Source organism: Bradyrhizobium sp. LB13.1 (genome assembly GCF_054056815.1).
Window position 1 is genome coordinate 2400301 of the sequence record NZ_JBSRYQ010000001.1, and the last position, 12797, is coordinate 2413097.

The 12797-nt window shown below is 64.9% G+C and carries 15 protein-coding genes, 1 pseudogene and 1 riboswitch; of the genes and pseudogenes, 7 read left to right on the forward strand and 9 right to left on the reverse strand.

The features are described from left to right. Positions 1–173: 173 nt before the first annotated feature. Entirely contained in the window at positions 174–683 is a 510-nt protein-coding gene (locus ACVWYI_RS11355; RefSeq protein WP_456662011.1) for a Uma2 family endonuclease, read from the forward strand. A 50-nt stretch (positions 684–733) separates the two neighbouring features. On the opposite strand, the gene ACVWYI_RS11360 is transcribed toward ACVWYI_RS11355, so the two are convergent. Together ACVWYI_RS11360 and pdxH are read right to left on the reverse strand one after the other, a co-directional pair. Then, positions 734–1486 (reverse strand): SDR family NAD(P)-dependent oxidoreductase, encoded by a 753-nt coding sequence (locus ACVWYI_RS11360; protein WP_456662012.1) that lies wholly within the window; start codon positions 1484–1486, stop codon positions 734–736. Between the two features lie 76 nt (positions 1487–1562). Then, positions 1563–2204, reverse strand: coding sequence for a pyridoxamine 5'-phosphate oxidase (gene pdxH, locus ACVWYI_RS11365; protein ID WP_247441867.1), 642 nt, complete (start codon positions 2202–2204; stop codon positions 1563–1565). A gap of 113 nt (positions 2205–2317) precedes the next feature. Between pdxH and ACVWYI_RS11370 the strand changes: the two genes are divergently transcribed. After that, complete coding sequence (locus ACVWYI_RS11370) at positions 2318–2725, forward strand: RT0821/Lpp0805 family surface protein (protein ID WP_345946830.1); 408 nt, start codon at positions 2318–2320, stop codon at positions 2723–2725. Between the two features lie 108 nt (positions 2726–2833). Next, positions 2834–3805 (forward strand): DnaJ C-terminal domain-containing protein, encoded by a 972-nt coding sequence (locus ACVWYI_RS11375; RefSeq protein WP_456662013.1) that lies wholly within the window; start codon positions 2834–2836, stop codon positions 3803–3805. Positions 3806–4131: 326 nt separating this feature from the next. Here ACVWYI_RS11375 and ACVWYI_RS11380 read toward each other — a convergent pair whose 3' ends face one another. Both ACVWYI_RS11380 and ACVWYI_RS11385 read right to left on the reverse strand, forming a co-directional pair. Beyond that, positions 4132–4902 carry an anti-sigma factor family protein gene (locus tag ACVWYI_RS11380; RefSeq protein WP_247348289.1) on the reverse strand — a complete coding sequence of 257 codons (771 nt, stop codon included), beginning with the start codon at positions 4900–4902 and terminating at the stop codon, positions 4132–4134. Positions 4903–5008: 106 nt separating this feature from the next. Continuing rightward, positions 5009–5497 (reverse strand): sigma-70 family RNA polymerase sigma factor, encoded by a 489-nt coding sequence (locus ACVWYI_RS11385; RefSeq protein WP_354045984.1) that lies wholly within the window; start codon positions 5495–5497, stop codon positions 5009–5011. Between the two features lie 172 nt (positions 5498–5669). Here ACVWYI_RS11385 and fabI point away from each other — a divergent pair, with 172 nt between their 5' ends. The 4 genes and pseudogenes from fabI (at position 5670) to ACVWYI_RS11405 (ending at position 9560) form a co-directional block, all read left to right on the forward strand. Next, positions 5670–6497, forward strand: a complete 828-nt coding sequence (fabI, locus tag ACVWYI_RS11390) for an enoyl-ACP reductase FabI (RefSeq protein ID WP_247348045.1) — start codon at positions 5670–5672, stop codon at positions 6495–6497. A 12-nt stretch (positions 6498–6509) separates the two neighbouring features. Continuing rightward, positions 6510–7110, forward strand: a pseudogene (locus ACVWYI_RS11395) (histidine phosphatase family protein). Between the two features lie 91 nt (positions 7111–7201). Continuing rightward, entirely contained in the window at positions 7202–8290 is a 1089-nt protein-coding gene (aroC, locus tag ACVWYI_RS11400; protein WP_456662014.1) for a chorismate synthase, read from the forward strand. Between the two features lie 79 nt (positions 8291–8369). Next, the gene (locus tag ACVWYI_RS11405; protein ID WP_456662015.1) at positions 8370–9560 is read left to right on the forward strand and encodes an adenylate/guanylate cyclase domain-containing protein; all 1191 of its coding nucleotides are present in this window, start codon (positions 8370–8372) and stop codon (positions 9558–9560) included. A 3-nt stretch (positions 9561–9563) separates the two neighbouring features. On the opposite strand, the gene clpS is transcribed toward ACVWYI_RS11405, so the two are convergent. From clpS to ACVWYI_RS11430, 5 genes are read right to left on the reverse strand one after another with little or no spacing between them, the layout of a single operon-like run. Continuing rightward, the gene (clpS, locus tag ACVWYI_RS11410) at positions 9564–9869 is read right to left on the reverse strand and encodes an ATP-dependent Clp protease adapter ClpS (protein ID WP_247441851.1); all 306 of its coding nucleotides are present in this window, start codon (positions 9867–9869) and stop codon (positions 9564–9566) included. Between the two features lie 43 nt (positions 9870–9912). Then, positions 9913–10254 carry a DUF190 domain-containing protein gene (locus tag ACVWYI_RS11415; RefSeq protein WP_456662016.1) on the reverse strand — a complete coding sequence of 114 codons (342 nt, stop codon included), beginning with the start codon at positions 10252–10254 and terminating at the stop codon, positions 9913–9915. A gap of 2 nt (positions 10255–10256) precedes the next feature. Then, positions 10257–10685: a fluoride efflux transporter CrcB gene (gene crcB, locus ACVWYI_RS11420; protein WP_456662017.1), complete on the reverse strand. Its 429-nt coding sequence runs from the start codon at positions 10683–10685 to the stop codon at positions 10257–10259. A gap of 6 nt (positions 10686–10691) precedes the next feature. Then, positions 10692–11081 (reverse strand): fluoride efflux transporter CrcB, encoded by a 390-nt coding sequence (gene crcB, locus ACVWYI_RS11425; protein ID WP_456650910.1) that lies wholly within the window; start codon positions 11079–11081, stop codon positions 10692–10694. A 19-nt stretch (positions 11082–11100) separates the two neighbouring features. Next, positions 11101–12309 (reverse strand): MFS transporter, encoded by a 1209-nt coding sequence (locus ACVWYI_RS11430; RefSeq protein WP_456662018.1) that lies wholly within the window; start codon positions 12307–12309, stop codon positions 11101–11103. A gap of 137 nt (positions 12310–12446) precedes the next feature. Next, positions 12447–12524: riboswitch (Fluoride riboswitch) on the reverse strand. Between the last annotated feature and the right edge of the window lie 273 nt (positions 12525–12797).

Sequence of the window (12797 nt, forward strand, 5' to 3'; positions counted from 1 at the left end):
TTGGCGTTCACGGCGGAGCCGATTAGGCTCGCGCCCGGTGACGTCGGAGACGCCGATGGGTGTTGGAATCGAAGAACCCACCACGGCCGGGCGCATGTCCGGCGAGCACTTCCGCCTGTTCCAGGAAGGTCGGCCGGACCATGAGCGCTGGGAGCTTGTCGGAGGGTGTCGCGATGATGATGACGCCGCCAATGATTGCGCACAACCGCATCGCGGGAAATCTTGAGCGTCTGCTCAATGACGCGCTGGCGAGTCACGATCAGAGTCGCATCGCAATGCAGCGTCCCGGCATCGAACTCGGGTCGGGCGAATTCCGCCCTGAGCCGGATGTTGCCGTCATCGACGCCGAGTACGAGCCGGACCAGAGGTTCGTCGAGCGAGCCTATCTGTTGGCAGAGATCGTCTCCGCCACTGACGACACGCGGGTGCCCGCCACCGAGAAGAGGTGGATCGACGTCAAACGAACCATCTACCTCGCGCATGCGGCCTGCGAGGCGGTGCTCATCATCGAGCAGGACCGAATGGAGGTCCGTCTCGACGCCAGAACGCCGAGTGGTTGGAACTCGCAAACACTCGGCGGGTCCGAGGAATTCAAGCTGCCTGCATTCGGACCGCAATGCGCCGTCGCTGATCTCTATGAGGGGACGCCGTTGCAGCCACGTCGCCGGAAGCGCCCTGCTTGAAGGGCTGTCAGACTCGCCGCAACTGACCTTCATTCAATGACGACGAGAGATTACACGTGCTGACCGCCGTTGATGTGGATCTCGGCGCCGTTGACATAGGACGAGGTGTCCGTGCACAGCACGTAGATGATCTTGGCGACCTCGTCGGGCGTGCCGAGGCGGTGCATCGGGATCTGCTGGTCGACGATCTTCTCGGTGCCCGGCGACAGGATCGAGGTGTCGATCTCGCCCGGCGCGATCGCGTTGACGCGAACGCCGACGCGGCCGAAGTCGGAGGCCATCTCGCGCGTCAGGGATGCGAGCGCGGCCTTCGAGGTTGCGTAGGCGGCGCCCGCGAAGGGATGTACGCGCGAGCCGGCGATCGAAGTGACGTTGACCACCGATCCCTTGGCCGCCTTCAATTCCTCGATCAGCCCCCGCGCCATCATGATCGGAGCGAAGAAGTTGACGTTGAACACGTGCGTCCAGGTCTCGAGGTCAGTGTCGACCGAGCCAAGCCTGGAGCCGCCGACACCCTTCGGCGAGATCGCGGCGTTGTTGACCAGCGCATGCAGCATGCCGCCTTCGAGGCGGTCGCGGATGTCGGAGATCGCGCGCGTGGTATCGGTGGGGGTGGCGAGGTCGACCTGGATATGGTCCTCAGGGCCCGCATCCCAGGGACAATCCTCCGGGAACGGATGCCGCGAACAGGTGATGACGCGCCAGCCGGCCGAGGAAAATCGGATTACGGTCGCGTGGCCGATGCCGCGGCTGGCTCCGGTCAGGAGCAGCGTACGGCGTGGCGCGTTGGAAGACTGCGACATGAAGCTCTTTCAGGTTGGAGCATGATCCGGAAAATTGTGCAGCGGTTTTCCGAAAAGATCATGCTCAAACAAAATACTAAGGATACATCCGCGTCTTGGACCATGGTTGGCCGGCCGCGTCACGACGAAATTCGATGCGGTCGTGCAGGCGGAATGGGCGATCGTGCCAGAACTCGATACGCGACGGCGTGATGCGCCAGCCGCTCCAGCCCGGCGGTCGCGGCACCTCGCCGATCATGTGCTTGGCGGCGACCTTGGCGATCGCCTGCTCGAAGGCGAAGCGGCTCTCTAGCTCTTGCGACTGCTTGCTCGCCCACGCGCCGATCTGCGCCTGCTTCGGACGGGTGGCGAAATAGGCGTCGGCTTCGGCCTCGCTTACCGGCGTCACGTTGCCGCGGATGCGGACCTGCCGGCGCAGCGACTTCCAGTGAAAAAGTAACGCGGCCTTAGGATTTGCGGCGAGTTCGCGGCCCTTCTGGCTGGCGATGTGGCTGTAGAAGACGAAACCCTCGGTATCGAAGCCTTTCATCAGCACCATGCGCACGTCCGGCAGGCCGTCGGCGTCGACGGTCGAGAGCGCCATGGCGTTCGGATCGTTCGGCTCGCTCTTGATCGCCTCGTTCAGCCAAGCCTCGAACAGCGCAAAAGGTTCGTCGGCGGCGGTGAAATCACCGGATGTTAAGGGTGTCTGGTGTTTCATCGGGGTCGTGTCGGTCATGTCTGGAGTCCGAGTTGCGTCCTGCGGCCCAAAACGCGTTGTTGTCCGCTACCGCCCTATATAGGGCATGGGGACGCGTTGGCCTATCGGCGATCCGGCCGTCCGGCGTCGTCATGACGATCGTTCTGATCGGGCTTGGCACCGGCGGTTGCAGCTTTTCCCGCAATGACAAGAGTGCCTACGCCAAGGCCGACGACAGCGATCTCACCGGCTCGATCACGATGTCGGCGAAGGAGGCGGCTCCGACCGAGACCGATCTCGCCTTCGCCCGCAATGCCGCCTCAGACATCCTGAGCAAGGGCGACAAGGATTCCAGCCAACACTGGGAGAATCCCGAGACCGGCGCCCGCGGTTCGGTGACGCCGATCGCGCAATCCTATGCCGCCGAGGACGGCCGCAAGTGCCGCGACTTCCTCGCGAGCTATGTCAACGGCACCACCGAAAGCTGGCTCCAGGGCGCCGGCTGCCAAAGCAGCCGTGGCCGTTGGGAGATTCATACGCTAAAGCCGTGGCGGAGTTAGAAATCGGCTCCGCGAGCTAGTTGCAAAAATGCCACTTGCCCCCACATGGAGCCCAGGTGGGGCGGGGAGCCCTTTGAACATATCGATTTCCTGAAGGAGACGTGACGGATGCGCGACCCCTACGAGGTCTTGGGGGTGCCGCGGAGCGCCAACGCTGCCGCGATCAAGAGCGCCTATCGCAAGCTTGCCAAGAAGCACCATCCCGACAACAACCAGAACGATCCGCGGGCCGCCGAGCACTTCGCCGAGATCAACACGGCCAACGAGATCCTCGGCGACGAGGACAAGCGCAAGCAGTTTGATCGTGGCGAGATCGGCGCCGACGGCAAGCCGCGGTTCCAGGGCTTTCCCGGCGGCGGCGGCGGCGGCGGGCCGCGCGGTCGCGCCGGTCCGGGCGGGTTCGAAAGCTACACCTTCCGCAGTGGCGGCGCGGGCCCTGGTCAGGGCGGCGGCGCGTTCGAGGACATCCTCAACAGCATGTTCGGCGGTGGGCAGCGTCCGCGGCCCGGGGCCGGCGGTGCCGGGCAGTTCGAATTCGACACCGGCGGGATCGGGGTTAATCTCGACCTGAACGTCGCCATGACCGTTTCGCTGGAGGAGTCGGTGCAGGGCGGGGAGAAGCGCGTCCGGCTGCCGACGGGCAAGGAACTCAATGTCAAAATTCCGGTCGGCGTGGTCAGCGGCCAGCAGATCCGGCTGAAGGGGCAGGGCGAGACCGCGCAGGGCCACCCGCCGGGCGATCTCCTGATCACGATTACCGTTGCACCGCATTCGTTTTTCAAGGTCGATGGTGCCGACCTCAGGATCGACCTACCGGTCACGCTCTATGAGGCGGTGCTTGGCGGTAAGGTCCGCGTGCCCACACTCGGCAATGCAGTGGAGCTGTCGGTCCCGAAAAACACGTCCAGCGGCCGGACCTTCCGCCTTAAGGGCAAAGGATTGCCAAAAGCAGGCGGAACCGGGGATCTCTTCGTCACCATCAGGATTATGCTACCGGACGGGAACGACGCCGAACTTGAAGCATTGATGGAAAAGTGGCGGGACCAACACCCCTACAATCCACGTAGCGGGCTCGGTTAGGGCGAGATCGGCAGCTGAAGGGGTTCTCCTAAAGACTGAGAGCGTCGTCCATGGAGATGATGCTCATCATATGCCGAGGCGTGGTAGCCCCTGTTGGCTCACGTGCTCGACGTGTCGGCTGCCCGGCGGGGCAGCCGATAAAAAGGTGCGGCCTCGAGAGGGGGACCAGCGCGGTACCAAAAACCCCAATCGAGGCCGCCCGCGTCGATCGGCGGATCGAACGCTGCTCATTTTCGCGTGATCATCCGGTGCGATAATGAGACGCGCCGATGTCTTGATTCCAAATTTTCAATGTCGGAATCGAGGCACCGCGTTTGCGTGGTTGTCTACGTGCCTTTTTTCTCTGCCTGGTCGTAGACCGCCTGCGCCACTTTGGTCAGCCGGTCCCGGTCGCCGCCACCGCTGACGACGTAGCCGACGCCGCGCTCGGCCCAGAACAGCGCCCCGTCCTTGTCCGCTCTGGCGTAGCGCATCTGCGTCGCGCCGTTCTCGGTCTTGGCGGTGTAGATCGTGTACCGCTCGCCCGAGGCGCCCTCGTACATCAGGAACGACGCCGGACCGTTCGGCCCAGGCAGGAGCCGGCCGCCGACGAGCTTCAGCCCGCTCGCCTCCAGGTTCGGTGCAAACACGGTCCAGCCGCAGCGCCGGGTCAGCCAGGCCTGGAGGTGGTCGCGCTCGTTGCCGCCGACCTCGACGGGGTGGCGAACCTCGACGACGTAGAGGCGGTGGGCGTCGAGCGCGTCGGTCGTAAAGTTCTGGAAGGTCGAGGGGGCATTGGCGGCGCCATGCGCGACCCAGCCGGCGGTGCCGCCGGCGACGAAGGCAACAAGCACCGCCGCGGCGGCGCCATAGAGCCACTGGCGGGGCCGGCGCTCCAGCCGCTCGAGCTCCAGCCGCGCCGGCACCTGCTCCTGGGCGACGGAATCGTAGCGGGCGTGCAGCATCTCGGCCACGGCGCGCCAGGACTGCACGCGCTCGGCATCGTCAGGGTGGGCGACTAGCCAGGCCTCGACGTCGGTGCTGCGCTCGGCCGGTAGCTCGCCGTCGACATAGGCGTGCAGTTCGTCTTCTGTGAGGGGAATATTGCGGTCGTTCATATCGGTCGTCTCTGGCTCTGCGGCCCAAAATATCTTACGCGGTTCAACTGCGCTGCTTCCCACTCCACGCAGGGGAAGCGACATGCGCAATGCATCCACCCTGCCATTACTTCACCCGCTTGAGCGCCGGGCGCTCACCCTCCAGCGAGGCTTTAACGTGGGCACGGGCGCGGGCCAGGCGCGACATCACGGTGCCGATCGGCACGCCCTGGATGTCGGCGACCTCGCGATAGCTCATGCCCTCCAGCATCACCAGGAGCAGCACCGAGCGTTGCTCTTCGACGAGCGTCGCCAGTGCCTTCTCGATATCGCGCCCTTCGGCTTCGGTCCCGCTGGCATCCGGGTTGTTCTCCGTCAGCTGCATGAATTGCGGGCGCCTTGCCAGCGAGCGCCGCCGGTTCTTGTTGAGGTTGGTCAGGATCGTGTAGAGCCAGCTCCTGACATCGCCCCCGAGGAACAGGCGCTCTGAACGCAGCGCCCGCACCAATGTATCCTGCACCAGATCGTCGGCCGCATCCGCCTCGCGCGTGAGCGCGCGGGCGTAGCGGCGCAACGCCGGGATCATTGCTTCCACACTTTGTCGAAACGCACTCATTGCGGTCTTGACGTCCTGGTGTCCGGCGCGAGTGCCACAACGATCATAACACCCGAGCGGAACAGCTATTCCGGCGCTCGAAACAGCGTTAACGCCGCGTATTAGGACTGTACCGCAAAGGAGGGCTGGTGTACCTCCAGACCTCACCGAGAGCTCGACGGGACGTTAGCAAATGGCGCAGAATTCAGGTCTGATGCAGGGACTGATGCAAGGCAAGCGCGGGGTCATCCTCGGTGTTGCCAATAACCGTTCGATCGCCTGGGGCATCGCCAAGGCATGCCACGCGGCCGGCGCCGAGCTCGCCTTCACCTATCAGGGCGATGCGCTGAAGAAGCGCGTGGAGCCGCTCGCCGCCGAGATCGGCGGGCTCGTGCTCGGCCATTGCGACGTCACCGATGCCGCGACCATCGACGCGGCCTTCGCGGTGCTGAAGGAGAAGTGGGGCAAGATCGATTTCCTGGTGCACGCGATCGCCTACGGCGAGCAGCTGGATGGTCGCTACGTCGACACCACGCAGGAGAATTTTTCGAAGTCCATGCTGATCTCCTGCTATTCGTTCACGGCCGTGGCGCAGCGCGCCGAGAAGCTGATGACCGACGGCGGCTCGCTGATCACGCTCAGCTATTACGGCGCCGAGAAGTGGATGCCGCATTACAACGTGATGGGCGTGGCGAAGGCGGCGCTCGAAGCGAGCGTGCGCTATCTCGCGGCCGATCTCGGCGAGAAGAACATCCGCGTCAACGCGATCTCGGCGGGTCCGATCAAGACGCTCGCGGCGTCCGGCATCGGCGATTTCCGCTATATCCTGAAGTGGAACGAGGCCAACGCACCGATGCGGCGCAACGTGACCACTGAAGATGTCGGCGGCAGCGCGCTGTATTTCCTCTCCGACCTGTCGCGAGGCGTCACCGGCGAGGTGCACCACGTCGATTCCGGCTATCACGTGCTCGGCATGAAGCGCCCCGACGCGCCTGACATTTCGTTCGGTAGCAAGGACTAACCTTTACCTGGAATGCCCGTGCCCACGATCTATTATCTTCGCCACGGCGAGACCGAGTGGAATGCGCTCGGCAGGCTTCAGGGCACCAAGGACATTCCGCTGAACGCGCGCGGCCGCGGTCAGGCTGTGCAGGCCGGGGGCATTCTCGCCGATCTGTTTCAAGCGCGACGGCCGCGACAAGGCTGCATTTCCCTACGTGTCGAGCCCGCTTGGCCGCGCGCGGCAGACCATGGAACTGGCGCGGGGCAAGCTCGAACTGCCGCCTGCGGACTACACGCTCGACGATCGCCTGCGCGAGATCGGCTACGGCGCCTGGGAGGGACTGACGCTGGCCGAGAGCGAGGCCTCCGATCCCGATGTCTACGCCCGGCGCCTCGCCGACAAATGGACGGTGGGCCCCGCGGACGGGGAGACCTACGCCGAAGTACAGGTCCGCGTGCGCGCCTGGTACGACCAGCTCCGGACCGACACCGTCGCGGTTGCCCATGGCGGGACCTGCCGGGCCCTGATGGTTTCACTCGGCCTGGAGACGCCGGCGAGCGCCGCCGAACTCTATATCGAGCAGGGCGCAGTCTATGTGTTCCGCGACGGGCGGCTGGAGAAGTTTAGTTAAGCCGGTTGGCCGTCTCCCGTGGCGGCTGCGGGTTTGACCCCCGGCCCCCCCCGCGCGTTACCACACGCGGGAACCAAGCTAGCGAGCCGCGATGTCCTTCAACACCTTCGGCCACATGTTCCGCGTCACCACCTTCGGCGAGAGCCACGGGGTAGCGATCGGCTGTGTGGTCGACGGCTGCCCGCCCATGATCCCGCTCGTCGAGGTCGACATCCAGGGCGATCTCGATCGCCGCCGGCCCGGCCAGTCGCGCTTCACGACCCAGCGCCAGGAGCCAGATCAGGTGAAGATCCTCTCCGGCGTGATGGCGCATCCGGAGACCGGCGTACAGGTGACGACGGGCACGCCGATCGGGCTGCTGATCGAGAACACCGACCAGCGCTCGAAGGATTATTCCGAGATCAAGGACAAGTTTCGCCCTGGTCATGCCGACTTCACCTACGAGGCCAAATACGGCCTGCGCGATTACCGCGGTGGCGGCCGTTCTTCGGCGCGCGAGACGGCGACGCGCGTTGCTGCCGGTGCGATCGCACGAAAAGTGCTGCCCGACGTCAGGGTGCGCGGCGCGCTGGTGCAGATCGGTCCGCACAAGATCGACCGCGACAAGTGGGACTGGGACGAGATTGCGAAAAACCCGTTCTTCTGTCCCGACAAGGACAAGGCCGCGTTCTTCGAGACCTATCTCGATGGCATCCGCAAGAGCGGCTCCTCGATCGGCGCGGTGGTCGAGGTCGTCGCCGAAGGCGTGCCGGCCGGCCTTGGTGCGCCGATCTATGCGAAGCTCGATTCCGAGTTGGCAGCCGCGATGATGACCATCAACGCGGTGAAGGGCGTCGAGATCGGCGCCGGCTTTGGCGCGGCGGAATTGACCGGCGAAGAGAACGCCGACGAGATGCGTACCGGCAATGACGGCACGCGCTTTCTGTCCAACCACGCCGGCGGCGTGCTGGGCGGCATCGCCACGGGACAGCCGGTGGTGGTGCGCTTTGCGGTGAAGCCGACCTCGTCGATCCTGCAGCCGCGTTTGACGGTCGATCGCAACGGCGCCGACACCGAGATATTCACCAAGGGCCGCCACGACCCCTGCGTCGGCATCCGCGCCGTCCCCGTCGGCGAAGCCATGATGGCTTGCGTCTTGGCCGATCATTTCCTGCGCGACCGCGGGCAGGTGGGACGCTAGCGCTGGGTGGGTCGCTTGTGTCGCGCCACCAGCCACCGCGCAGCTTGACGATCCCACAACTTCGTCCGCAAATGCGGACATGCAAAACTCCGAACTCCAGCGCATCACCAACTGGTTGATCGACGGCGCCAGGTCGTCGGGGACCCCGTCGGAGATGATCGCCGACGTCTGCGAACATCTGGTCGAAGCCGGCTTGCCGCTGTGGCGGTTCGGCATCTTCATTCGCACGCTGCATCCGGAAATCTTCGGCCGCAATTTTATCTGGCGGGAAGGTCAGAAGGTCGAGATCGGGACCGTCGATTTCGATATCCTGGACACGCCCGAATTCGCCAGGAGCCCGCTTCGTATCGTGTTCGAAGAGGGGATCGAGGTCAGGGGCCGCATGGACGACCCCGACAGCAAGCGCTTTCCGTTCCTCGATGACATGCGCGCCGAAGGCGTGACCGACTATATCGCGGTGCCGATGCCGTATCTCGACGGCTCTATCCATGCAACGAGCTGGGTCACGCGGGATCCCGGCGGCTTCAGCGATGACGACATCGCTGCGATCCGCACCCTCATGGCACCGCTTGCGCGCGTCAGCGAGATCATCAGCCTGCGCCGCACCGCCGAGATGCTGCTCGATACCTATGTCGGCAACCGTGCCGGCGCGCGTATCCTCGGCGGCCAGATCCGCCGCGGCCACAACGACACCATGCAGGCTGCGATCTGGCTCTCGGATCTGCGCGGCTTCACCGCGCTGTCGGACCGGCTGCCGGCCGAGACCGTGGTCGAGATCCTCAATCACTATTTCGACTGTCAGGTCACCGCGATCCGGGGCCATGGCGGCGAAGTCCTGAAATTCATGGGCGACGGCTTGCTCGCGGTGTTCCCGATCGACGAATATGTCGGCGATGCCGCCTATGTCTGCTCGCGCGTGCTGGAGGCGGCGCGCGAATCCCGCGCCAGCGTCGAGGCGCTCGCCTTCCCGGTCGGCGACGTCGTCGAGCGCTTCCGCTTCGGCGTCGCGCTCCATGTCGGCAACATCCTCTACGGCAATATTGGCGGCGGCAACCGCCTCGACTTCACCTGCATCGGCCCCGCCGTCAACCTTGCCGCCAGGCTCGAGAAGATCACGGGTCGGCTAGGGCGGACCATCGTGGCCTCGGCAGGCTTTGCCAATGTCTGCCAACACGACTGGCACGAGCTCGGAGAATTCCCGATCGCGGGATTTTCCAAGGCGCAGCGCGTGTACGGGCTCGCGGATGAAGCGCCGGCGCTGGTCGACTGAGTGCTATTCCTCCGGCTCCGTCGTGAACAGCAGCGGATAGCCCTTGGTGCGGGCGGCATCCGTTGCGCGGGTGGCCTTGGTCTCGGCGACGTCCCTGGTGAACACCGCGACCACGCAAGCGCCGAGCTTGTGGGCGGTGATCATCACCTTGTAGGCCTGATCCTCGGTCATCCGGAATTCGGCCTTGAGGATCATGGTGACGAATTCGCGCGGCGTAAAGTCGTCGTTGATCAGGATGACCTTATGCAGCTTCGGCCGCTCGACCTTGGTCTTCGTCCTGGTTTTCGGCTTGATGACGGTGTCGTTCATTCCGCCTCCCGGATACGGCGGGCTCGGGTTCCTGCCGGCGCGCTCAGCGCGCGGCCTTCTCACCATATTGTAGGACGTGCACCTTCTCCAAGGTGATCAGGCCGCTCGACATCATGCCATCCAGGAAGGGCAGGAATGCGTTGACGTTGTCCTCGCTGTCGACGATCTCGATCAGCAGCGGCAGGTCTTCCGACAGCCGCAGGATTTTCGAAGTGTGCAGCCGGCTCGACTTTCCGAAGCCCATCGGACCGCGCAGCACGGTGGCGCCGGCCAGATGCCGCTCGCGCGCCGTCATCACGATCGCTTCATAGAGCGGCTTGCCGTCGAAATGGTCGTTCTCGCCAATGAAGATCCGGAGCGAAACTGCCTGATTGGGAATTTGCATGGTCAGCTCCTTGTCAAGCGGTTGGTGCGGCTGGCCATCATATGGCCTGCCCATACCGATACCAGCCAGCAGATGACGGACGCCGCGATATAGGCGAGCGCCGTATATTTCATGCCGTCGTGGAACAGGCGGAAGGTCTCAAGGCTGAAGGTCGAAAAGGTCGTGTAGCCGCCGCAGAACCCGGTCATGACGAACTGCCGGTGCTCGGGCCGCGCCAGCACGCGGCCGTCGGGCCCGGTCAGCGTCGCGTAGAAGCCGATGATCAGCGAGCCGGTGGCGTTGATGAACAGCGTCGCGACGGGGAAGCCGGGGCCGGTGTCGAGCGCGAGCCCGACGAGGTAGCGCGTGAGCCCGCCGACGATGCTGCCGGCGGCAACCCAGGCATAGAGCATCGCGGTGCGCCGGCGATCGGCGGAGGAGCGGGTCTTCATCTGCCTCTAGACTCCCAGAGTGTCCGCGAGGAGGAAGCCGCAACTGACGGCCGCAAGGCACAGCCCGACCGAGCACACGACATTGCCAAACGCATGCATCGGCTCGCCGTTCCGCGCCAGCGTCAGCGTTTGCAGGCTGAACGAGGACACCGTGGTGTAGCAGCCGAGAAAGCCGGTCACCGCGAACAGCCATGGATTGGGCGTGGCGAAGGCCGAGCCGGGATGGGTCGCCAGTGCGCCAAAAATCCCGATCAGGAAGGCGCCGGTGACGTTGATGGTCATGGTGCCCCATGGAAACGTCTCGCCCATCCGTCGCGCGATCGCGCCGGAGACGAAATAGCGCGCACAGCCGCCCAGCACGCTGCCGATGATGATCGCAAGCACTCCGCTCAGCACGACAAACAGCCCCCCGTCATCATTTTTGCTCCGTTGCCAGCCCGTTGCCGACGGCGAACAGCCCCATAAGCGCGACCAGCGCGAAGCTGAGCCCGGCCAGGAACGTGCCGGCCGGACCATAAGTATCCCACAGCGCGCCGGCGATCACGCTTGCGGCCAGCAAGGCAAGGCCGGTGAACAGGTTGAAATAGCCGAACGCAGTGCCGCGCAAGCTCGGTGGCGCGGCGTCGGCGACGAGGGCCGAGAGCAGGCCTTGCGTCAATCCCATATGCAGCCCCCATGGCACGACGCCGAGTGCGAGGCCCCCAAGGCTTGGTAGCAGCGCGAGCGCGAGATCGGCGCCGGCGAGCAAGACGAGGCCGAGCGCGAGCAAGCCGGTGCGGTTGATCCGGTCCGAGAGCACGCCGGCCGGATAGGCCGACAACGCATAGGCGATGTTCATCAGCACCAGCACGGCCGGCACCCACATCACATTGAGCCCAATGTGCTGTGCGCGCAGGATCAAAAAGGCCTCGCTGAAACGCGCGAGCGTGAAGACCACGCCGACCGCCACGACGCGCCAGTACACGGATCCGAGCTGCCGCATCGCGGCGCGATTGAGCGGGTTTTTTGCAAGCTCCCGGCTCGGATCTGGCTCCGGTTCACTCACCGCGAACGCGATCAGTCCGAATGACAGGAAAGCCGGCAGCACCGCCACCCAGAACACCGCCGTAAAATTGTCCGCCGTCCACCACATCAAGGCGATCGCCACGAGCGGCCCGACGAACGCGCCGACGGTGTCGAGCGACTGCCGCAGGCCGAAGCTCGCGCCGCGCAGGCCGACGGGTGCGATATCGGCGATCAGCGCATCGCGCGGCGCGCCGCGAATGCCCTTGCCGACGCGGTCGATGAAGCGCGCGGCAACCAGCCATCCGACGCTGGGGGCAAGCGGGAATAGCGGTTTTGTCAGCGCTGCTAGCCCGTAGCCGAGCGCTGCAAGGAGCTTGCGCCGGCCGAGCCAGTCCGACAATGCGCCGGAGAAGATTTTCGTGATCGAGGCGGTCGCCTCCGCAATGCCCTCGATGAAGCCGACGGTGAGCGTGGAGGCGCCGAGCACGGTGACGAGATAGACCGGCAGCAGCGCGTGGATCATCTCGGAGGAGACGTCCATCAGCATCGACACGAAGCCGAGCACCCAGATTCCCCTGGGCAGCCCCGCACGCGCAGCAATCGGTGTCGTCGTCGTCACGTCCAGGACTTCTCCTTGCCTTCTCCTTGGCCTCCCCTTGGGCCTGCTCCTTGGCCTTCGCGTCCAGCCAACAAAAAACCCGCCAGCGGCGGGTTTGTCCATGCTCCCGCAAAAGGCAGAGGCTTCATGTTGCCCCTCCTCAAGCAGGAGTCATCAGCCCACTACGGTCACAGGCCGCCGGGCGGTTGTCGGGGGACTCCATCCCCATCTGTGCGGCCAGCCTAGCATGGAAATCGCGCCGGACAAATGGGCGGGGCGCTCTGTCCAGTGGCCCGTCATTCCGGGAGCGCACCGCGAGCGAGGGCATGACGGTGCCGGCGATCGCGCAGTTCCAGCGGCGCGAGCGCGGCAACATGGCGGCCGCTTTGCGTAAAGCGACGCAAATCCCAACTCGCAAATCCCTAACTGGAATGTGAAGCGCAAGCGATCTTCGGACTTTGCGGCAAGGCGTTTGCATGTCACCATCGCGTCATACGACGGGAGGCTGC

Bases quoted from the DNA above. Each gene is read 5' to 3' on its own strand.
- ACVWYI_RS11355 (WP_456662011.1), top strand. From the start codon at position 174: ATGATGATGACGCCGCCAATGATTGCGCACAACCGCATCGCGGGAAAT.
- ACVWYI_RS11360 (WP_456662012.1), bottom strand. From the start codon at position 1,486: ATGTCGCAGTCTTCCAACGCGCCACGCCGTACGCTGCTCCTGACCGGA.
- pdxH (WP_247441867.1), bottom strand. From the start codon at position 2,204: ATGACCGACACGACCCCGATGAAACACCAGACACCCTTAACATCCGGT.
- ACVWYI_RS11370 (WP_345946830.1), top strand. From the start codon at position 2,318: ATGACGATCGTTCTGATCGGGCTTGGCACCGGCGGTTGCAGCTTTTCC.
- ACVWYI_RS11375 (WP_456662013.1), top strand. From the start codon at position 2,834: ATGCGCGACCCCTACGAGGTCTTGGGGGTGCCGCGGAGCGCCAACGCT.
- ACVWYI_RS11380 (WP_247348289.1), bottom strand. From the start codon at position 4,902: ATGAACGACCGCAATATTCCCCTCACAGAAGACGAACTGCACGCCTAT.
- ACVWYI_RS11385 (WP_354045984.1), bottom strand. From the start codon at position 5,497: ATGAGTGCGTTTCGACAAAGTGTGGAAGCAATGATCCCGGCGTTGCGC.
- fabI (WP_247348045.1), top strand. From the start codon at position 5,670: ATGGCGCAGAATTCAGGTCTGATGCAGGGACTGATGCAAGGCAAGCGC.
- aroC (WP_456662014.1), top strand. From the start codon at position 7,202: ATGTCCTTCAACACCTTCGGCCACATGTTCCGCGTCACCACCTTCGGC.
- ACVWYI_RS11405 (WP_456662015.1), top strand. From the start codon at position 8,370: ATGCAAAACTCCGAACTCCAGCGCATCACCAACTGGTTGATCGACGGC.
- clpS (WP_247441851.1), bottom strand. From the start codon at position 9,869: ATGAACGACACCGTCATCAAGCCGAAAACCAGGACGAAGACCAAGGTC.
- ACVWYI_RS11415 (WP_456662016.1), bottom strand. From the start codon at position 10,254: ATGCAAATTCCCAATCAGGCAGTTTCGCTCCGGATCTTCATTGGCGAG.
- crcB (WP_456662017.1), bottom strand. From the start codon at position 10,685: ATGAAGACCCGCTCCTCCGCCGATCGCCGGCGCACCGCGATGCTCTAT.